Origin of the sequence: Micromonospora sp. CPCC 206061, from assembly GCF_036906915.1 — a bacterium.
Lineage (GTDB): Bacteria > Actinomycetota > Actinomycetes > Mycobacteriales > Micromonosporaceae > Phytohabitans.
In genome coordinates, this window is sequence record NZ_JBAKHX010000096.1 from 1 (window position 1) to 18,505 (window position 18,505).

The 18,505-nt window shown below is 67.9% G+C and carries 28 protein-coding genes and 2 pseudogenes; 19 read left to right on the forward strand and 11 right to left on the reverse strand.

What is annotated here, in order from left to right; all coding sequences use genetic code 11:
* Positions 1 to 123: 123 nt before the first annotated feature.
* Positions 124 to 1,041, reverse strand: a complete 918-nt coding sequence (locus V6V89_RS36125) for a LysR family transcriptional regulator (protein WP_334624143.1) — start codon at positions 1,039 to 1,041, stop codon at positions 124 to 126.
* A gap of 135 nt (positions 1,042 to 1,176) precedes the next feature.
* On the opposite strand from V6V89_RS36125, the gene V6V89_RS36130 reads away from it, so the two are divergent.
* Positions 1,177 to 1,530, forward strand: coding sequence for a DoxX family protein (locus V6V89_RS36130; RefSeq protein ID WP_334624144.1), 354 nt, complete (start codon positions 1,177 to 1,179; stop codon positions 1,528 to 1,530).
* Positions 1,531 to 1,849: 319 nt separating this feature from the next.
* Here the strand turns inward: V6V89_RS36130 and V6V89_RS36135 are convergent, their stop codons facing one another.
* On the reverse strand, positions 1,850 to 2,155 hold the full coding sequence (locus tag V6V89_RS36135; RefSeq protein WP_334624145.1) for a hypothetical protein: 306 nt from the start codon (positions 2,153 to 2,155) through the stop codon (positions 1,850 to 1,852).
* Between the two features lie 334 nt (positions 2,156 to 2,489).
* Between V6V89_RS36135 and V6V89_RS36140 the strand changes: the two genes are divergently transcribed.
* The 4 genes from V6V89_RS36140 (at position 2,490) to V6V89_RS36155 (ending at position 4,060) form a co-directional block, all read left to right on the forward strand.
* Positions 2,490 to 2,831 carry an ArsR/SmtB family transcription factor gene (locus V6V89_RS36140; RefSeq protein ID WP_442935292.1) on the forward strand — a complete coding sequence of 114 codons (342 nt, stop codon included), beginning with the start codon at positions 2,490 to 2,492 and terminating at the stop codon, positions 2,829 to 2,831.
* Complete coding sequence (locus V6V89_RS36145) at positions 2,828 to 2,974, forward strand: hypothetical protein (RefSeq protein WP_334624147.1); 147 nt, start codon at positions 2,828 to 2,830, stop codon at positions 2,972 to 2,974. The genes V6V89_RS36140 and V6V89_RS36145 overlap by 4 nt, the downstream gene beginning before the upstream one ends.
* 50 nt (positions 2,975 to 3,024) lie before the next feature.
* Positions 3,025 to 3,450 carry a hypothetical protein gene (locus V6V89_RS36150; RefSeq protein ID WP_334624148.1) on the forward strand — a complete coding sequence of 142 codons (426 nt, stop codon included), beginning with the start codon at positions 3,025 to 3,027 and terminating at the stop codon, positions 3,448 to 3,450.
* Between the two features lie 106 nt (positions 3,451 to 3,556).
* On the forward strand, positions 3,557 to 4,060 hold the full coding sequence (locus V6V89_RS36155; protein WP_334624149.1) for a GyrI-like domain-containing protein: 504 nt from the start codon (positions 3,557 to 3,559) through the stop codon (positions 4,058 to 4,060).
* A gap of 66 nt (positions 4,061 to 4,126) precedes the next feature.
* Here V6V89_RS36155 and V6V89_RS36160 read toward each other — a convergent pair whose 3' ends face one another.
* A complete protein-coding gene (locus tag V6V89_RS36160; protein ID WP_334624150.1) occupies positions 4,127 to 4,417 on the reverse strand; it encodes an SAM-dependent methyltransferase in 291 nt (96 codons plus the stop codon).
* A gap of 63 nt (positions 4,418 to 4,480) precedes the next feature.
* Here V6V89_RS36160 and V6V89_RS36165 point away from each other — a divergent pair, with 63 nt between their 5' ends.
* Entirely contained in the window at positions 4,481 to 4,927 is a 447-nt protein-coding gene (locus V6V89_RS36165; RefSeq protein WP_334624151.1) for a hypothetical protein, read from the forward strand.
* Between the two features lie 87 nt (positions 4,928 to 5,014).
* Positions 5,015 to 5,215, forward strand: coding sequence for a hypothetical protein (locus tag V6V89_RS36170; protein ID WP_334624152.1), 201 nt, complete (start codon positions 5,015 to 5,017; stop codon positions 5,213 to 5,215).
* 45 nt (positions 5,216 to 5,260) lie between these two features.
* Here the strand turns inward: V6V89_RS36170 and V6V89_RS36175 are convergent, their stop codons facing one another.
* On the reverse strand, positions 5,261 to 5,728 hold the full coding sequence (locus V6V89_RS36175; RefSeq protein WP_334624153.1) for a MarR family winged helix-turn-helix transcriptional regulator: 468 nt from the start codon (positions 5,726 to 5,728) through the stop codon (positions 5,261 to 5,263).
* A 42-nt stretch (positions 5,729 to 5,770) separates the two neighbouring features.
* Between V6V89_RS36175 and V6V89_RS36180 the strand changes: the two genes are divergently transcribed.
* From V6V89_RS36180 to V6V89_RS36195, 4 genes are all read left to right on the forward strand, one after another.
* Complete coding sequence (locus V6V89_RS36180; RefSeq protein WP_334624154.1) at positions 5,771 to 6,298, forward strand: carboxymuconolactone decarboxylase family protein; 528 nt, start codon at positions 5,771 to 5,773, stop codon at positions 6,296 to 6,298.
* Between the two features lie 86 nt (positions 6,299 to 6,384).
* Positions 6,385 to 7,023 (forward strand): CatB-related O-acetyltransferase, encoded by a 639-nt coding sequence (locus V6V89_RS36185; protein ID WP_334624181.1) that lies wholly within the window; start codon positions 6,385 to 6,387, stop codon positions 7,021 to 7,023.
* On the forward strand, positions 7,020 to 7,898 hold the full coding sequence (locus tag V6V89_RS36190) for a Vgb family protein (protein ID WP_334624155.1): 879 nt from the start codon (positions 7,020 to 7,022) through the stop codon (positions 7,896 to 7,898). The genes V6V89_RS36185 and V6V89_RS36190 overlap by 4 nt, the downstream gene beginning before the upstream one ends.
* A gap of 564 nt (positions 7,899 to 8,462) precedes the next feature.
* Complete coding sequence (locus V6V89_RS36195; RefSeq protein WP_334624156.1) at positions 8,463 to 9,440, forward strand: hypothetical protein; 978 nt, start codon at positions 8,463 to 8,465, stop codon at positions 9,438 to 9,440.
* A gap of 123 nt (positions 9,441 to 9,563) precedes the next feature.
* Here the strand turns inward: V6V89_RS36195 and V6V89_RS36200 are convergent, their stop codons facing one another.
* From V6V89_RS36200 to V6V89_RS36210, 3 genes are all read right to left on the reverse strand, one after another.
* The gene (locus tag V6V89_RS36200) at positions 9,564 to 10,334 is read right to left on the reverse strand and encodes an SDR family NAD(P)-dependent oxidoreductase (protein ID WP_334624157.1); all 771 of its coding nucleotides are present in this window, start codon (positions 10,332 to 10,334) and stop codon (positions 9,564 to 9,566) included.
* 773 nt (positions 10,335 to 11,107) lie between these two features.
* Entirely contained in the window at positions 11,108 to 11,569 is a 462-nt protein-coding gene (locus V6V89_RS36205) for a DUF4383 domain-containing protein (RefSeq protein ID WP_334624158.1), read from the reverse strand.
* Between the two features lie 213 nt (positions 11,570 to 11,782).
* On the reverse strand, positions 11,783 to 11,998 hold the full coding sequence (locus V6V89_RS36210; protein WP_334624159.1) for a hypothetical protein: 216 nt from the start codon (positions 11,996 to 11,998) through the stop codon (positions 11,783 to 11,785).
* Between the two features lie 197 nt (positions 11,999 to 12,195).
* Between V6V89_RS36210 and V6V89_RS36215 the strand changes: the two genes are divergently transcribed.
* Positions 12,196 to 12,531 (forward strand): cupin domain-containing protein, encoded by a 336-nt coding sequence (locus tag V6V89_RS36215; protein ID WP_334624160.1) that lies wholly within the window; start codon positions 12,196 to 12,198, stop codon positions 12,529 to 12,531.
* Positions 12,532 to 12,591: 60 nt separating this feature from the next.
* Here the strand turns inward: V6V89_RS36215 and V6V89_RS36220 are convergent, their stop codons facing one another.
* Positions 12,592 to 12,999 carry a RidA family protein gene (locus V6V89_RS36220; RefSeq protein ID WP_334624161.1) on the reverse strand — a complete coding sequence of 136 codons (408 nt, stop codon included), beginning with the start codon at positions 12,997 to 12,999 and terminating at the stop codon, positions 12,592 to 12,594.
* Positions 13,000 to 13,068: 69 nt separating this feature from the next.
* On the opposite strand from V6V89_RS36220, the gene V6V89_RS36225 reads away from it, so the two are divergent.
* Positions 13,069 to 13,698 (forward strand): TetR/AcrR family transcriptional regulator, encoded by a 630-nt coding sequence (locus V6V89_RS36225; protein ID WP_334624162.1) that lies wholly within the window; start codon positions 13,069 to 13,071, stop codon positions 13,696 to 13,698.
* A gap of 4 nt (positions 13,699 to 13,702) precedes the next feature.
* On the opposite strand, the gene V6V89_RS36230 is transcribed toward V6V89_RS36225, so the two are convergent.
* Complete coding sequence (locus tag V6V89_RS36230; protein WP_334624163.1) at positions 13,703 to 14,464, reverse strand: GNAT family N-acetyltransferase; 762 nt, start codon at positions 14,462 to 14,464, stop codon at positions 13,703 to 13,705.
* Between the two features lie 265 nt (positions 14,465 to 14,729).
* On the opposite strand from V6V89_RS36230, the gene V6V89_RS36235 reads away from it, so the two are divergent.
* Complete coding sequence (locus V6V89_RS36235) at positions 14,730 to 15,113, forward strand: hypothetical protein (protein WP_334624164.1); 384 nt, start codon at positions 14,730 to 14,732, stop codon at positions 15,111 to 15,113.
* 220 nt (positions 15,114 to 15,333) lie between these two features.
* Positions 15,334 to 15,795, forward strand: coding sequence for a response regulator (locus tag V6V89_RS36240; RefSeq protein WP_334624165.1), 462 nt, complete (start codon positions 15,334 to 15,336; stop codon positions 15,793 to 15,795).
* Between the two features lie 30 nt (positions 15,796 to 15,825).
* Here V6V89_RS36240 and V6V89_RS36245 read toward each other — a convergent pair.
* Positions 15,826 to 16,095, reverse strand: a pseudogene (locus V6V89_RS36245) (Lrp/AsnC ligand binding domain-containing protein); the annotation flags it as partial.
* On the opposite strand from V6V89_RS36245, the pseudogene V6V89_RS36250 reads away from it, so the two are divergent.
* The 4 genes and pseudogenes from V6V89_RS36250 to V6V89_RS36265 all read left to right on the forward strand — a co-directional run.
* Positions 16,096 to 16,702, forward strand: a pseudogene (locus tag V6V89_RS36250) (SMP-30/gluconolactonase/LRE family protein); the annotation flags it as partial.
* A gap of 71 nt (positions 16,703 to 16,773) precedes the next feature.
* A complete protein-coding gene (locus V6V89_RS36255; protein WP_442935291.1) occupies positions 16,774 to 17,154 on the forward strand; it encodes an ArsR/SmtB family transcription factor in 381 nt (126 codons plus the stop codon).
* Entirely contained in the window at positions 17,120 to 17,587 is a 468-nt protein-coding gene (locus V6V89_RS36260; protein WP_334624167.1) for an SRPBCC family protein, read from the forward strand. The genes V6V89_RS36255 and V6V89_RS36260 overlap by 35 nt, the downstream gene beginning before the upstream one ends.
* 20 nt (positions 17,588 to 17,607) lie before the next feature.
* Positions 17,608 to 18,153 (forward strand): dihydrofolate reductase family protein, encoded by a 546-nt coding sequence (locus V6V89_RS36265; protein ID WP_334624168.1) that lies wholly within the window; start codon positions 17,608 to 17,610, stop codon positions 18,151 to 18,153.
* Here V6V89_RS36265 and V6V89_RS36270 read toward each other — a convergent pair.
* A complete protein-coding gene (locus tag V6V89_RS36270) occupies positions 18,138 to 18,314 on the reverse strand; it encodes a hypothetical protein (protein WP_334624169.1) in 177 nt (58 codons plus the stop codon). The two genes, V6V89_RS36265 and V6V89_RS36270, sit on opposite strands and share 16 nt — an antisense overlap.
* Positions 18,315 to 18,505 lie beyond the last annotated feature (191 nt).

Below are 18,505 nucleotides of genomic sequence, written 5' to 3' on the forward strand. Positions count from 1 at the left end.
CTGTCCGCCGGTCGCAAGTAGACAGTTAGCAAGATCCAGTTACACCGTTATCTTGACAGTCCCGCCGCCGTCGGAGTGACCGGTGAAGGGCGCGCACGTTCTGCGGCAGAAGCGGATGTTCGGTTAGGCGTGGTCCGGATGTTGTGGTGGCTTGTTGTCTAGGCAGCAGCGGATGAAGTCCTGGATGACGGGGTTGGTGTCGGCGGCGGGCGGCCACGCAACGCCAACCTGGCTGGGGCTGACGCCGGTGACCGGCCGGTAGGTGATGTCGGGGCGTGCGTAGTAGCGGGCGGCGGACTCCGGGGCCAGGGCGATGCCGTAGCCGTTGGCGATCGCGGTCAGCCAGTCGTCGGGCTGGCCGCTGTCGGTGACGGCTCCGATGCGGACCGGGTGCCCGTCCCGCTCGCTGGTGGCTAGCCACCAGTCGCGCCACCAGCCGGTTTCGGCGGGGGCGGCGACGAACGGCTCGTCCCACAAGTCCTGAAAGGCGACCTGGTTGCGCTCGGCCAACGGGTGGGTGACGGGCAGCGCCACCCAGCGAGGCTCGGTGAGCAGCACCTCGGTGCGCAGGCTGTCCTGGCCGGGGAAGGGCAGCCGTAACAGGGCGACATCGGCGTCGCCGCTGGCCAACCCCGCGGTGGGATCGGTCCAGGCGGCAGCCCGCATCTCCACCTGCCAGCCGGGCCGGCGGCGGGTGAAGGCGGCAAGGATCTGCTGGGTGGCCTCGTTCGCCGCGCCGGCCAGGAATCCAACTCGCAGCACCCGGGCGGCGCGGCTGGCCGCGCTCTTGGCCTCCCGTAGGGCTTGGTCGAACCCGGCCAGCATGGCGGGCGCCCGGTCGGCGAGCGCCTGCCCTGCCGCGGTGAGGGTCATCCCCGCCCGGGAGCGGACGAACAGCCGCACTCCCACCTGGTCCTCCAGTTGTCTGATCTGCTTGGTCAGCGCCGGCTGGGACACGAACAGCCGTTCCGCCGCACGGGTGAGGTTGCCTTCTTCGGCCACGACAACGAAGTAGCGCAGCAGCCGGGTGTTGACGTCCATGCCATCAGGTTATGGATGCCTGTATTGGACGCAGGGCGGGCACCCAGTAAGGCTTGACTCGGCCAGCGGGCATCCACTCGCCAGAGCACCAAGCCCACCAACCAGAGCGCCAAGCCCACCAAAGGGAATGAGACGGTGTTCACCGCTTACGCAATCATCACCGCCGTCACGATCGTGGCCAACGCGTCCATCGCGGTCGCCGACCTCGCCCGGGCGAGATTCGTCCTCGCCAACATGGAGGAGGTAGGAGTGCCGCGATCCTGGCTGGCGCCGCTGGGGGTCCTCAAAGGCGCCGGAGCGGCCGGGCTCCTGCTCGGGCTGCTGGGCCTGCGTTCCCTCGGAACCGCAGCGGCGATCGGACTCGTCGTGTTCTTCGCCGGAGCCCTCGTTACACACGTGCGTGCTCGCGTCTTCCACAACATAGCGGTCCCCGGAGCCTTCTTCGCGCTGGCCATCGCAGCTACGGCCCTGGCAGTCGCCGCCCAGTGACGCCCGCTGCCTCTTATGACCAGGATCATGCCCACCCGCCCCGCACGGGCGAGCGCTCATCGGGTTGGCGTTGTGCGGCCGAGCCGACTCCCGCCTGGCCTCCACGCTCGGCGGGACGGTCAGCCGGCACCATGGTGCGCCTCGTTCGAGCGATCCCAGACCGCCCACTTCCACGGTGACGGTCCTCGGCGTGGACGACTTCGCTCTCAAACGCGGCCATCATTACGGTTCCTCCTGTGGCAGAACCCTCGCCACCGCCGTCGAACGCTGCGTCGCCGTGCACAAACCATGCCTGACCGAACCAGCAGGGCCCGCTGAGCTACAGGACCAGGACACAGAACCTGTCACGCCGACAGGTCGCATGGCGCAACGGCGCCGCGAGCACCACGCTCTGGTCCACGATCTGCTTGGTCGCGGCTACAGCCACCGCCAGATCGCCCGCCACCTCGGATGGGGCCGGCGCACCGTCGCCCGCTACGCCGACGCAGCCACCTGGCAGGACATGCTTCGCGGGCATCGCCAGGCACGACGAAGCGTCCTCGACCAATTCAAGGCCCACCTCATCGCCCGGCGGACAACCGGGCACGGCATGATCCAGACGCTTTACCGCGAGATCGTCGCCCAAGGCTTCACCGGCAGCTACGCCATCGTACGCGCGTTCCTGGCCACCCTGCCCGGGTGTTGCCCGGCACTCGGCCAAGAGATCACCGGGAGGGCCGCTGCGTATCCGTCGTCGGCACGGTGCCGACGCCAACGAATGCACACAACCCCGCCACGCCCGGCTACTACACATCGGCATCCCCAACGCCGCGCTGTACCCCAGGGCGGTCAGCATCTTCAGCGGCGCCCAACAGGTCCGCCCCGGGCCGCTGCTCATGCCCGGACAGCCGGGTTGACGCGCCGGTGATCGGCCGATATATTCAACCTGTCGTTTGATAAACCTAACGATTAAATACATGATCGCAGACGACCGGCTCACCGACACGTTCGCCGCACTGGCCGACCCGACCCGCCGGGCGATCCTGGCTCGGCTGGCCACCGGTGAGGCGACCGTCAACGAGCTGGCCGCGCCGTTCGATATCAGCGTCCAGGCGATCTCCAAGCACCTCAAGGTGCTCGAACGGGCCGGCTTGATCACGCGCAGCCGTGATGCCCAATGGCGGCCGTGCCGGCTCGAACCGGCACCGCTGGCCAGCGCGTCCGAGTGGATCGACCGGTACCGCGAGGTGTGGCGCGACCGGATGGATCGTCTCGACCAGGAGATCCGGCGTATCCGAGACCAGAAGGGAGCACGTCCATGACCGGGACAGAGGTTCTGATCGAACCGGGCCGGCAGGACATCGTCGTCACCCGTACCTTCGACGCGCCGCGGGAGGTGGTCTTCAAGGCCGGCATCCACGAGTCGATGGCTCGGCTCGACGCGTTCATCGGGGAGCTCCGATGACTGACGTCGTCACGCCCAGGACCATCGACGCACCGCGCGGTGGAGGTTCCGTGAACCGGAGGACCTGGCGGAGTGTCGGCGCGGTCGTCGCCGGCCTGCTGCTGATCACCTTGCTGTCCGTCGTGACGGACACCGTATTGGAGACGACCGGGATTTTCCCGTCCCTGAAGGAGCAGCGTGAGCACGGCCTCACCACTCCGTGGATGCTGCTGCTGGCCCTCGGCTACCGGCTCGTCTACACCGCGGCCGGCGGCTACCTCACGGCCGTGCTGGCACCGCGGCGGCCGGTGCGGCACGCGGTCGCGCTGGGCGTCGTCGGGATGGTGCTCGGTGCAGCCGGCGCTGTCGTCACCGGCGGCTGGGACCTCGTGCCGGTGTGGTTCTCGGTCGCCGCTGTCGTCACCACTCCGCCGCTAGCCTGGTTCGGCGGCTGGCTGCGGTCCCGCAGGCTCCACGGGCGAGCCGGCAATGAGTGAGAGCGCGAATCGTTACCGGCGCCGGGCCGGGTGCCTTCGAACGCACGCACCCCCTGCAGGTTCGCCTGCTCGCTGAGTTCGGACGCGACGTACGAAAGGTTCCCTGATGACCGAAGAGAAGCAGCTCGATACCCAGCCCGTCGTGAGCATCCGGGCGACGATCCCGGTGGCGGAGCTCGGCCCGACGGTGGGCGAGCGGATACAGACCCTGTCCACGTTCCTGCGCGACCGTGGTGTCGAACCCGCCGGCCCACCGTTCGTGCGATACCACACGTTCGGCGCCGTGGAAACCGATATGGAGTTCGGTGTCCCGGTGGCCGGGGTGGTCGCCGGCGGCGGTACGGTCGACACCGGCGAGCTACCCGGCGGACCAGCCGTGAGCACGTTCCACGTCGGCGCGCACAACAAGCTCGGCGAGGCGTACGGTCGGATCCGGGCATGGCTCAAGGAGCACGGGCGCGAGCCGGCCGGGCCTGCGTGGGAGATCTACTACTGGATCGACATGAGCGCTCCGGATCCCGACGACGCCACGCAGTCCGCCGGGCGCACTGAACTCGTCCAGCCGATCACATGGCCCACTGCGCCGGGGCGCGGCCGGCGCGGTGAGTGAGTCGGAGTTCTCGGCGGCGTTCGCCTCGTTGTCGTTCATGGTGCTCCTTCGTGTCTGGAGTGGGCCTCATGTGGTCAGGGCTTCAACCCGACGCCGCAGTAGCCCGTCGACCGCTTGCGGGACCGCGCCGGGCTCCGGACGCCAGAACGGGATCGACACGACCCCGGGTTGGACCAGGTTCAGGCCCTCGAAGTAGCCGGCGATCTGCTCGATGGAGCGCAGATTGTACGGATGACCTTGCTGGTTGGCGATCTCCTGTGCCTCGATGACCTCCGGGCTGGTGGGGGGTGCCGTCGCTGACCACCAGGTAGCTGCCCGACGGCACGGCGTCGAACAGCGCCTCCGTGCGCTACCCACGGCCCTCCCGGCACTCGGCCAAGAGATCACCGGGAGGGCCGCCGCGTATCCAACGTCGGCACGGTGCCGCCGCCAACGAACGAACACAACCGCGCCACGCCCGGCAACCCCTCATCGGCATCCCCAACGTCGCGTGCCCCGGCGCCGTCGGCATCTTCAGAGACGCTCAACACCCGGGTCCACACGACCGCCTTTGCCGCCGCCACCACCGACGATTCGGCAGGCCACCGGCTGGATCTGCCGCCATCCGACAACCTCACCGACCATGACACCGGCACACTCGCCGCGCTCCTGGACCGCTGTCCCGAACTGCACGCCACCCACGAGCTCGTGCACTCTTTCGCCGCGATGCTCACCACCCGAACCGGCCAGAAACTAACCGATTGGATCATCAAGGCCATCGACACCGGACTACCGGCTATCAGTAACCATCGACGGCCCCAACCAGGCCTGCCCGCACAACGTCACGCCTGCGGACCGCCGTTCAGCCCACCGCGTGATTCCACGTGACTTTACTCGGCGTGGTCGTTGCGGTCGATGTCGAACTGACGGGCCTGCGAAACGAACCGGTACTGCTCTCCTGGTCCATGTGGCAACATGGGTGGTTCCCACCGCCTGCACGGTGAATGGCTAAACACCAACCTCGCCTACCAGCTCACCGCGACCTCGAACCAAGACACCGCCAGCCTCGACTTCTGGATCCCATTGCCGCCGAAGCCGGGACCCTACTTCATCCGTTCGATCCTCACCTCTGACGGAACCACCATCGCCAGCATCGACAGCGAGACGTTCCTCTGACGTCGCGAACGACCGCCGTGGTGCGCACGCCTTCGCGACCATCGATCAGCCAAACCATCCGGGAACATCGACCGGGAACCCGGCCACGGGCACTACGGTTCGCAGCGACGACTCCAACTGCGCGACGCGGTCGGCGCCGAGCTTGTCTACCCATCGGGCCCGCAGCCGGTCGAAGATCTCCGCCGACTGGACCAGCGCGTCGGTCCCGCGCGGGGTCAGCCTGATCAGCTTGCGGCGGGCGTCCTGCGGGTCGTCGACGCGTTCGACGTAGCCGAGCCCAGCGAGCCGGTCGACAGTCTTGCCGGCGGCCTGTTTGGAGACGCCGAGACGGCGTCCGATCTCGCTGGCGGTCGCGCCGCGCACCCCGATCGCCTGCATCGCGAACCCGTAGGCCGGTCGAACGTCGGGGTGTCCTCGCTCGGCCAGCTCTGTGTGCAACTGGTCGATCAGTGACCGGAACCCAGCGAACAGCAGCAGGGGCAGCTCGAAGCCCGGCGACTCCGCATCAGTCATTTGGCAAACTCGACAACCTGGTTTACTGTTACGACAACCACGTTGTCGACTCTACTGGAGCTGCGCATGTTTGCCGAGCACACCCTCGAATCCGCCCCCGCCGACTCGCGGCCGCTGATGGAGTCCACCATCGAGCATTTCGGCCACCTCCCTCGCGCCGTGGCCAGGCTCGCCGAATCGCCCGAGACGCTCGGCGGCTTCCTGCGGGCGAGCGCGCTCTTCGAGGCGAGCACGCTCGATCCCCTCGGCCGGGAAGTGGTAGTCATGACGATCGCGGTCCGCAACGGCTGCTGGGTCTGCATCGCCGGGCACACCGGCCGCCTGCGAGAGTTGAACGCCAGCTCGACCCTGATCGCGGCGCTGCGGTCCGCAGACCCGCTGGACGACCCACGGCTGGAGGCGCTGCGGCAGTTCACACTGCGAGTGCTTGCCACCGCCGGCGAAGTGCCACAGGACGAACTGATGGCGTTCGTGGACGCTGGCTTCACCACCCGCAACGCACTGGAGGTTGTACTGGGTATCGGCACGTACACCATGTCCACGCTGGCGAACCGCCTCGTCCGCGCCTGAGCGCCGCGTCCGTTCTCCGCCTACGCCTTACCGCTACCGCAACACCAACCATCTGATCGCGAGGACATCTCTTGACACCCGATCCCATGACCATCCACCCGCTGCCCGCCTTCGACCGCGTCGTGTTCCTCAAACCGCTGATCAGCTCGCCGAAGATCGTCGTCGGCGAGTACACGTACTACGACGACCCCGACGGAGCAACCGGCTTCGCGGACCGCAACGTGCTCTACAGTTACGGGCCGGAACGGCTGATCATCGGCAAGTACTGCGCGATCGCCACCGGCACCCGGTTCCTGATGGCCGGCGCCGAACACCCCACGATGGGCGTATCCACCTTCCCGTTCACCATGTTCGGCGGCGAGTGGGCCGAGAAGACCCTCGACATCGTCACCGCAATGCCCAGCCGCGGCGACACCGTCGTCGGCAACGACGTGTGGTTCGGCTACCAGGCCACCGTCATGCCGGGCGTACGGATCGGCGACGGCGCCATCATCGCCACGGGCGCGGTGGTCACCGCCGACGTGCCGCCCTACACCATCGTCGGCGGCAACCCAGCCCGCCCGATCCGCCAGCGGTTCGACGACGCCGACATCGAACTGCTACGACGCGCCGCCTGGTGGGACTGGCCCGCCGAGATCGTCACCGCACACGCACGCACCATCATGGCCGGTACCCCGGCCGACATCGCACGCATCGCCGCCGAACACGGACTGGAGGCCGCATGACACGGGTATCGATCGAGCAGCACACGGTGGCCGACGGCGGGCCGTACGCGATCACCACCGGGCCCGACGGTGCACTGTGGTACACGCTGGTCCGCAGCGGGCAGATCGGTCGGCTGGTGCCCGGCGGCGCGCCGCAGCATCACCAGCTTGACCCGGCGTGCGGGCCGACGATCATCACACCCGGCCCGGACGGTGCCCTGTGGTTCACCGAGTACCAGGCGCACCGCATCGGCCGGATCACCACCGGCGGCACCCTCACCGAGTTCACGTTGCCCACACCCCAGTGCGGACCTTTCGGCATCGCCGCCGGGTCAGACGGCGCGCTGTGGTTCACCGAGACCACCACCGACCGGATCGGCCGCATCACCACCGACGGCCAGGTCACCGAGTTCCCCCTGCCTGCCGCTGGCGCATACCCGTCCGCGATCACCGCCGGGGCCGATGGCGGGATGTGGTTCACCATGAACCAGGCCAACGCGATCGGCCGAATCGGCCCCGACGGTGCGATAACCGTTCACCCGCTGCCGACCGAAGCCGCCGCGCCGGTCGGGATCACCACGGCACCCGACGGCGCCGTGTGGTTCGTCGAGATTGCCGCCGGTCAGATCGGCCGGATCACACCGGACGGCGGGATCACGGAATTCACGCTGCCGGACCGTACCGGCCGGCCGCACGCCATCACCCCGGGCAGCGATGGCATCTTGTGGTTTACCGAGTGGGGCGGCAACCGCGTCGGTTCCATCACCGCCGACGGCGTCATCGAGACGCACGACCTGCCCACACCCGGCTCCGAGCCACACGGCATCACCCTCGGACCGGACGGTGCACTATGGACCGCGCTGGAAATCGGAGCCCTCGCCCGCCTCACTGCCTGACCAGCGCTGTATCAAAGTCGGGGAAGGGCGACAGTCCACGCCGGTGTGGCGCAGCATGTCCCGGCGATCAAGGCGGTCCACCCGGAACTGGAGCCCGTGCTCCGCAACCTCACCCAGGACCACTCGATGATCGCGCACCTACTCGCCAGCCTGCAGGCCGCGGTCGATCGGGCCGCGCCGGCCATCGAGTTGGATCGTCACCTCGACGGCGTCGCAGCCATTATGGAGAACCATTTCCGGTACGCGGAGCGTCAGCTGCTTAGTGTCCTCGAGACACTCTCGCTGGATGCGCCCCCGAGCAGGTCCTGGGCCCGCTGTGAGCAAACCGGGCCTACGAACCGGCGGCTCCGGCCCGGTGGGTTCACTACGACGCGTGACCTGTCCACCGGAGTCGCACGCACGATTCCTCGAAGTCCTCGGCGCCCTACTGGGGAGCCGTGCCCCAGCAAGAGCGAGGACACCGTGCGGCGCGGCACTTCGCCTGGGGTGGCGTCGACTTTGGTAGGTGGAAGTGTCGTCGTGCGATGGACGCCACGTCCCCCTGCTGTCTCATAGCGTGGCGTCATGAGCCTAGCGATCAAGGGGATTTCGTACGCCGTCGAAGACGCGCCCCCGGACGTCGTCCGGCGCAACCTGCGCGTCATCGCCGAGGAACTGCACTGCACAACCGTGATGCTGATCGGCACCAACACCGAGGAGCACATCACGGCCGCCCAGAGCGCGCTCGACGCCGGGCTTGAGGTGTACATCCGGCCGTACCACGCCGACAAGCCCCGCGAGGAACTCCTGGCCAACCTGGACAGGACGGCGGCCGGCGCAGAGGCGTTGCGCGCGCGGCATCCAGGCAGGGTCACCCTGTTGCTCGGCAGCGAGTTCTCCCTGACCAGCCCCGGCATGATCCCGGGGCCGCGCGTGTTCGTCCGGCTGCAGGTCCTCGTGCGGCCCCGCCTGCGGCGGTTGTTCGACCGCCGGATCACCCGCAAGCTCAACGCGCTGCTCGCCGACGCGTTGGCGACGGCCCGCCGCCGTTTCCACGGCCCGATCACCTACGCCTCGGGCGGGTGGGAGAAGGTGGACTGGTCCGGCTTCGACATCATCGGCGTAAACCTCTACCGCAGCGGCACCGACCGCGCCGCCTACGAGCAGCGCCTGCGCAGCCTGACCCGGGAGGCCGACAAACCGGTCGTCATCACCGAGTTCGGATGCGGCGCTCACCTCGGGGCCGACGAGCGCGGCCCCGGCTCCTTCCGAATCGTGAAATGGTTCTCCGACAAGCCCCGCGTCAAGGACGGCCACGTCCGCGACGAAGGTACCCAGGCGGCTTACCTGACCGAACTGATCGACCTGTACGCCGCACACGGTGTACACGGCTGCTTCGTGTACACCTTCGCCATGCCGGACTTCCCTCACCACCCAGGCGACCCCCGCCAGGACCTGGACATGGCGGGCTTCGGGGTGGTCAGCGTCCGCCCCGACGATATGTGGACATGGGATCCCAAGCAGGCGTTTCACAAGGTGGCCCACCGCTACGCGACCCTCTGATCCCGTGGCCCCCGTGGTTGCCTCGATCCCCTTACCGCCGAACAATCAGCAGGCGTTGTGCGGCGCCGCCTCGCGGCTCCGGATGTCGGCGAGTATCGATCTGAGGACGGTGCTGTGCGGTCGCTATCGGCCGAGTACGGCACCACCGTTGAGGCCGATGATCTGCCCGGTGAGGTATCCGGCGTCGGCGGAGGCGATATAGCTGATCGCAGCCGCGACGTCCGCTGGCGTCCCGGGCCGGCCGACCAGGGTGTCGGCAATCTTGGCGGCGACGAATTCCGGGCTGTCCTGGCCGTGGAAGATGTCGGTGTCTTCGATGTACCCGGGGGCAAGGACGTTCACCGTGATGCCGTCCTTGCCGAGCTGCCTAGCCAGTCCCAGGACCCATCCGTGCAGTGCGGCCTTTGCCGCTGCGTACGACCCGGCCGAGTGCGGGCCAGCACCGCCCCGTTGGGCGGCCGCCGAACTGATCATGATGAGCCGGCCGCCCGGCCGACTCATGTTTTCTAGCAGCGCGTTCGTGAGCAGAACCGCGGTGATGAGATTGGTGTCCAGATCCCGGCGCCAGGATTCCGCCAGTGCGTCGAGACCTTCGTCCGCCGGCGGCGTGATGATCGCGCCAGCGTTATTGACGAGCACGTCGACCTTGCCGAGTTCCGCGATGCGGTCCGCAGCGCGTTGCACCTGCGCTGGGTCGGTCAGATCGGCGTTGACCGGGATCACGAGGTTTGACCCCAGCGCCTGGTTGATCTCCACGCTGGCCTGATGCAGCAGCTCTGCGCGCCGCCCGATGATCACCACCCGATCTCCGTCTTCGGCAAAGGCGCGAGCGATCCCGCGACCGATGCCCGTCGCGCCGCCGGAAACGACCGCCAAACGTGAGGAAGTGATCACGCCCGCACGGTACCGGAGGGCTAGTTCGTCCTGCCGATGCGATGTCCGTATCTCAACGGCAGGGCCGGCAGGCTACGGCCAGCAGGCCGCGGTCTAGCACGGGTCACCGTCGTCGCCGAGACGCACTATCCTCGACGTCTCCGAAAGCCGCTGGCGCCTGCCGTAGACATCGGTCCACTCGGCGACAACTTCTGAGTAATGCCTGAAGCATCCACCTTCTGGTGCCATGACCCAGGCGTCGATGGATCCCGACGGGATCGTGTTCACCACGGACCACCGGCGCTGCGTGAATACGGTGTCCCGGTGCCAGATGCCGTAGTTGTTCGTCCACAGGTAGACCGTGACACTCACGTTGTGCATCAGCGCCGTACAGCTGTAGCTTGCGCGGGGCACCCAGATACGTATCAGCCCGGGTGGTGAGCCGGCCGGTGGGAGGGCGGCGAGCCAACAGCTTCCGACCGGGGGTGATAGCGTCGCGGTGGCCACATTGGACGCTGGCGAGTCGCCGGCCAGGTTGGTCGCCTTCACCCTGGTGGCGACGTCGTGGTCCGCACCCAAGCGGGCCTCCATAGCGACTATTGTCGATATATGGCCGAGTTGGCGGTCGGGTTGCGCCGCCGAGGGAAGCTCACGCGCCAAATGCTCGTACAGAAAGTACGCACGCTGCGGCACGAGGTTGGATCATCAACCTCACATTCTTGAGGTCCTCATGCGGGCACTTCGCAACCGATAGGGCAGACGACGATGGGCGGTCGTCTGCCCTATCGCTGGTGCTAGTCGCGGGCGAGGTCGCGGGCCGGTATGAGCAGGCCGAGGGCGATCATGCTGGCGGCGAGGAATAGGTGCAGCCAGTTGTCCGCGGTGTTGAGGGGTACGAAGTTTGCGCCGCTTTCGTGGTCGATGACCAGGCCGTAGAGCCAGAGCACCGCGTAGATGGCGCCGCCGCCGACCAGGTAAGCGCGGGCGCCGGAGACGGTGCGGGCCAAGGCGAGACCGGCGACGCCGAACAGCAGGTGGACGATGTTGTGCAGAATCGAGACTTGGAATACGCCGAATAGTTCGGCGCCGGATTCGTGTCCGGCGAACCGCATGTCGCTGTAGTTGGTCGTAATCCCTGGGATGAATCCCAATATTCCGACGAGTAGGAAGACCGCAGCCATCGCGGCGGCGACGATGCGGATCAATGGTCGGGCCAGGGTGCCGCCGGCGGCGGCTGAGCCACTTCTGGTGGCCATGATTCACCTCCGTGTGAGAGCGATTTTCGAGGATTCCCCACCGAAGGACCGGTAAACCGGATATAGCGTTCTCATCCTGAGAACAGGTCGCAAATGGATAAACTCACGCCACCGGGGCCGACTGTCCCGCTCCGATCTTCGGCTGGCACTTCCCATCACCCGCTGGCGGTCTGCTCGGCGTCCGCCGTCGCGGTGACTGGCTCACGTCGGCCGCTACGGAATCTCGTCCCGCGCGGTGCTGGATGTGCTCGTTCGCGCGGTGTCGGCAGTTCCTTCCTGAACGTCGGCGGCGTCCACATCGGTCGAGTCCTTCGCCGTGTCAGCGTCTGGCTGGCCGGCCGGCCTTGTCGCCGCCCGCGCCTCGGTGTCGGTGAGTGGGGCTCCGGACATCTCCTCCGCGGCCCCCCGCTCGACGCGTTCGTCGCTCATGTCACACCTCCAGATGTGGGGCCTTCAGGCCCTTCTTCCACGAAAGCGAGCGTCGAATTCCCGCCACCAAGGTCGATAAACACCGGTGGGTGACGCCACCGGCTGGGGATTCCCCGAAACCTCATGTGGTTGCCGAACGCGCCGAGGCGCGCCCGTCGCCAGTCCCGTCGACCACAGGTACGGCCTAGGCTTTCGCCATGCAGATCATCGAAGGTGCGGGGGTGTGGAAGCCGACTGCCGGGTCCGCCAACGACTGGGTGGAGCACCTGCGGGTGCCGGACCTGTCGGTGGGTACCTACCGCATTCCGGCCGGCGGGCTCGACGATCAGAGCCCGCACACCGAAGACGAGATTTACGTGGTGACGGCGGGCCGGGCCAGGATCGTGACGCCGGGTGGCGCGGCCGAGGTGGGACCGGGTTCGGTGATCTTCGTACCCGCGGGTGAGGAGCACCGGTTCGACGACGTTACCGAGGATCTGGCGCTGCTGGTGATCTTCGGCCCGGCGTACGGTTCGCGCACACCGGGTCCGTGACCCCTGTTCTCCGGCATCCAGTACGACGAGGACGCTTCTTGGAATGCCAGCTGAAGGTCGTCAGTCGATGACGGCGGTGGCCTCCACCTCGACCAGCAGGTCGGGCTCGCCCAGCGCCGCGACACCCAGCAGGGTGATCGGCTTGACCGGGTCAACCCCCAGCTTCGCGGCCGCCCTGGCTACGCCCTCGCCGAGCAGCGGCAGCTTGTCGGGGGTCCAGTCGACGACGTAGATGGTCAGCTTCGCCACGTCGTCGAACGAGCCACCGACACCAGCCAGGGCGGTCGCGATGTTGAGGTATGCCTGCTCGACCTGGGCGGCCAGGTCGCCGTCGCCGACCGGGTTTCCCTCGGCGTCCCGTGCCACCTGTCCCGCCAGGAACACCAGTCTGGATCCGGTGGCGATCGACAGCTGCCGGTACACCTCGGGTTTCGGCAACCCGTCCGGGTTGACCAGTTCCACAGCCACGAAGCACTCCTCACGACGAAAACCTGAAATCGACAGCCTAAACATAGCATCGCTATGTATTATGGCGCCATGGTCAGAACCAAAGACCCGGCGGTCCGGACCCAGCTGATCGAGCGGGCCGCGCACATGCTGCGGGCACGGGAACCAGTCACCCTCCGCTCGATCGTCGCGGGTACCGGCGTGTCGACCATGGCCGTCTACACCTACTTCGGCGGGATGGACGGCCTGTGGCAGGCGATGCGTCAGGAGGGCTTCACCCGCCTGAGCGCCAGGCTCCAGGCGGTCCCGGCGTCGGCCGACCCGGTCCGAGACCTCGCCGCCCTGGGGGCCGCCTACCTGTCCAACGCGTTGGCGAACCCGGACCTGTACCGGATCATGTTCGACGCCGGCTTCGAGCTGCAAGACCCCGCGGCGGCCGACGACACCCTGCACTGCCTGGTACGCACCATCGACCGGGCCAAGGACATCGGACGGTTCCGCCACGACGTCGACGCCCTGACCCTTGCCACACAGAGCTGGGCCATCGGCCACGGACTGGTATCCCTGGTGGCCACCGGTCCCCTACCACGCCAAACGCTCGACCACGGCGCGCCGATGCTCACCGCCCTGTTCACCAGCTGCGGCGACGATCCGGACACCTGCCGCCAGTCAGTCGAACTCGGCTGGCGCCCCGACCCGCCCGCCTGGGGTCACGCGTAGCCGGCTATCGCGAAGACCACCAGGTCGACGGCGTCGCGGCGGTGAAGCCGAGGGCCTCGTACAATGGCCTGCCCAGCCGCGAGGCCGTGAGCGTGACCGGCACGTCGACCAGACGAGCGAGAGATCCGAGCATCACCGCCCGCCCGACGCCACGGGAGCGGAAAGCCGACGGGGTACCGACCCAGTAATGGCTGCCGAACCCGTCCGCCACAACGGTGACGCACGCCCCGGCGACCTCGCCGTCGAGGCGCGCGACGAACACGTCCACACCCGGCTGCGCGAGCAGCGCCATGGGGAACATCTCGCCGGCCCGGTAGGGCTCGAACCTGACCAGCTCGAAACCTGCGATCACGGCACGCTCGGCAGCGCCCAGGTCCTCCTCGTTCCGCACCCGGATCACGTCCATCGCCGGTTCGGCGACCGGACCCGGCTGGCGCAGCATGACCGGCATCTGCCAGCTGCGCATGGCCAGGTGGCTCAGATCGGTCGAGCTGAAAGGGTCCTCGAGGTCCACCGGACCCGTGGCGCGGCTCGCCAGTTCGGTGATCTCGGCCCGCTCGTCGGCGGCCAGATGGGGCTCCTGGATCAGGACGCGCAGGCCCGCGCGCTCGTCACCGACGACGGCGAGGAAGCCACGGCGGCGGATCACCTCATGGCCGCGGGACCGGCCGGTCGCGGCCCAGAAGGCGGCGGAGTTGCGGGCCTGACGCAGCGGCGCCTCAGCCAGGACGGCGGGCCGGCCGGCGGTGTCCGTTTCGATCGTCATGGTGCCTTCTCGATCCGCGAGGGCTCGTCGGCGAGACGAGCCTGTCCGTCCACATCGGACGGACAAAACAAAAGCAAGGAGCTGTCCACTCCTTGCCATTATCAACATACACCGCGCCATGGACCTTGCGGCAAGGCCCAGGACGCTACAGGGAAGGCCGAGGCCACGAGGCCACATCGCGCTGGAGTTGTCGATCATGCATGGCGACCCAACCTTGCCAGGACCGCCGATGGCGGCCGTCCTGCCGACTGGCGATGATGTCCGCGTGACTCCCCCATCCGGCGTCCAGCAGAGCGCGCAGCCTGTGACCCGCCGCAGGCAGGCGATCCGGCGGGCCGTGGCGATTCCGCTCGCGGTGGTCGCCACTCCGCTCGTGGCCCTGTACGTGTACCTGCTGCTCTGGTGGCTTCCCGCGCTGGGTGGACCGGGGCCTAACCCGTGTGATCCGCTGATCGACGGGCGGGGAGCGTGCTGGCGTCCGGAGCAGCGGACGTTCTGGCTGGTGGCAGCCACGGCGGTGCTGCTCAGCGGGGTCTGCCTTGTGATGGCGGTCATGCGCACCGGGCAGACCCGCCGTTGGTGGCCATGGCCGGCTGCGGCGGCGGTCCTTCTCGCCGGGTGCGCGCAGGCGCTGGACCAGATTCCCTGACGTTCAGTGGCCGGCGACGTGGTTCGGTGCGTACTTTCCAGGTAGCCACGGCGCCCGCCGCCCGGACCGTCGGGCCTTGTAGCCGGCGCGAGGCGGTCACGAAGAAACGACAGAGCCGGGGGTCACTACCGGATGGACAGCATGACCGGGGAGACTTGGCCCAAACCGGCTGAACCAGCACAGCGTGACGCCCCTGGTTCAGGCTAGAAGGGAAAGGCCCATGAGCTCTGACGGTCCGCAGCTTCAGGTTCTCGTGGTCGAGGACGATCTCGGCGACCTAGCCCTCATCGAGAGCTCCTTCGCCGAACACAGCGTGCTCAGCCGGCTGCACCACGCCGCCGATGGCGCCGAGGCGCTCGCTTTCCTGCGCCGGGAGGAGCCGTTCACCGCCGCGCCCCGGCCGGACCTCATCCTGCTCGACCTGAACATGCCGCGCATGGACGGCCGGCAACTGCTCAATGAGATCAAGTCCGACGACCGCCTCAAGTCGATCCCTACGATCGTCTTCACCACCTCCTCGTCGATCACTGACATCGTGGCCAGCTATGCGGCCCGTGCGAACGCGTACATCACCAAGCCCATGGACCTGCACGACTACGACCGTGTCGTCATCGAGATGCGCAACTTCTACGGACACACCGCCAGCCTGCCCCGGCGGTCATCCGACGAACCGGCAAGATGACGGTCCTCCACAGCGGACTCCACGGGTCCGCTACCGGGCCGGATCCGGATCGGTGACGTCCAGCGGCCGTTCGAAGAATGTCTCCAGCACGACGATGGTCTGGGTGCCGGTGACGCCGTCGACGTCGAAGGCCCGGCGGAGCACAGCCTGCAACTGCTCGGTGGTCGATGTGCGGATCTTCACCAGGAGTGACGCCGTCCCGGCGATGATGTGAGCCTCCTGGATCTCGGGGATGGCCGCGAGCGCGTCACGGGTCGGCGGGTCGCCCATCCACGAATTGGCCTGCAGCATGACGAACGCCCCAACGACGTGGTCGTCCGCGCCGACGGCACGATCTGGTTCACCGACCCGACATACGGCATCTTCAGCGATTACGAGGGCAACAAGGCCGACAGCGAGCTCGGCGGCTCCTGCCATGTATTCCGCCTCGACCCAGCCACCGGCGACCTACGAGTCGTCGCCGACGACTTCTGCCGGCCCAACCCTCGCCTTCGCACCCGACGAACAACGGCTGTACATCGTCGACACCCGGCAGGAACCCAGCCACATCCGCGCCTTCGAGGTCACCACTGACGGCACCCTGACCGGCGGTAAGATCTTCGCCGAGTGCGACTACGGTCGCTTCGACGGCCTGCGCGTGGACGACGCCGGCCGGGTGTGGGCCGCCGCCTGGGACGGCCTGCACTGCTTCGATCCCGACGGCACCCTCATCGGCAAGCTCCCGTTGCCTGAATCGGTCGCCAACCTCACCTTTGGCGGCCCGAAGCGCAACCACCTGTTCATCACCGCCGGGACCAGCATGTACGCGCTGCGGGTCACCGTCAACGGCGCCCGCTACCCCCAACCCGCCGGAATCGGGTCACTCTGTTCTAGCGGACAGAACAGTCGAGTTGTGGGTACCGGTTGACAAGAGGGTTCACGCGAGGCACTATTCAACCAATAAGTTGATTAACCGATGGGTTGAGAAAGGCGGAGGACGTGGACCGGCTGAGCGAGGTGTTCAGCGCTCTCGCCGACCCGACCCGGCGGGCCATCCTGGCCCGGCTGGCGGAGGGCGAGGCGACGGTCAACCATCTCGCCGAGCCGTTCCCGATCAGCCTCCAGGCCGTCTCCAAGCACCTGAAGGTGCTGGAGCGCGCCGGGCTGATCAGCCGCGGCAAGGAGGCGCAGTGGCGACCGTGCCGCCTCGACGCGGGGCCGCTGCGCGAGGTGGCTGACTGGATCGCCACCTACGAGCGGTTCTGGGAGCAGCGCTACGACCGGCTCGGCGAATACCTGCAAGAGCTCCAGACGGATGAGCGAGACAGCAGAAGGAGTGAGACAGATGGGCGACAACCTGACGGTTACCCTGCCGACTGATCTGGAAATCAAGATGGTGCGCGTGTTCGACGCGCCGCGCGCACTCGTCTTCGAGGCGCACTCGAAGCCCGAGCACGTCAAGCACTGGTGGGGTCGGGGCAACCCGCTCGACTGCGAGATGGACTTCCGCCCGGGCGGTGCCTGGCGCTTCGTCGAGCACGCGCCCGACGGCGAGCAGTACGCGTTCCGCGGCGAATACCGGGAGATCCAGGCGCCGGAGCGGATCGTATGGACCTTCGAGTTCGAGGGCATGCCCGGTCACGTGTGCGTGGAGACGCTGGAGCTGACGGAGGAAGGCGGCAAGACGACCGTCACCAGCCTCACCCGCTTCGACACCAAGGAAGACCGCGACGGCATGGTGTCCTCTGGCATGGCGGAGGGCGCCAGGGAGTCGTACGACGCACTGGCCGCGTACCTGAACAAGCTCTCCTGAATCCACATCGGAGGATCGTCATGCGCGAACTGACAGTGGACCTGTTCAGCACCGTCGACGGCTGGGGCCGGGGGCGCGACTCCCCCGCCTACTTCGGCTATCCCGGCCCGGACCTGCAGGCGTGGATTGACGAGCAGACGGCCCGCCCGCACGTGATCCTGATGGGCGGCAACACATACCGGGCGCTGGCACAGTTCAACGCAGAAGCCGACGACCCGACGGCCAAGCGCATGAACGAGCTGCCCAAGGTGGTGTTCTCCCGCTCGTTGCGACCGCCGCTGGCGTGGAGCAACACCACCTTGGTGGCCGACGACGTCACGGTGGCCGTCCCCGCGATGAAGAACGAGCCCGGCGACCCGTTGCGCGTCATCGGCAGCCTGGCCTTGGGGCGCAGCCTGTTCCGGCTCGGCCTGGTCGATCGCCTGCGCCTGATCGTGTTTCCACAGGTGCTCGGGGAGACCGGCGAGGAGCGCATCCTGGATGGCCTGCCCGACGTCAACCTGCGGCTGGTGTCCGCGAACGTGCTCGACCAGCGGCTCGTCCTGCTGGACTACGCACCGGCATAGACGCTCCTGCTGGCGGTGACCCACCGGTCGAGGGTTGCCCGGGCAGCTGCGGAGTCGACGGCTTCGGCACACCGCGCCACGGCCGCCGACAGCTGCTCCACAAGGGACGCTCCTGGCACCGATACCGCCGCCAGGACGGCCGCGGCGTTGAGCAGGACCACGTCGCGGATCGGGCCGCGACGCCCCGTCGGTCGAGCACCGCGTGCGCGATGCGCGCGTTGTCGGCGGCGTCGCCGCCGCGCAGCGCGGGCGGATCGCGCCGAGACAGCCCAGATCACGAGGATCCAGCACGGTCCGCGTCACGATTTCCATCGTGTACCGTCCACACGAGACGCCGTGACGGTGGTGAGCT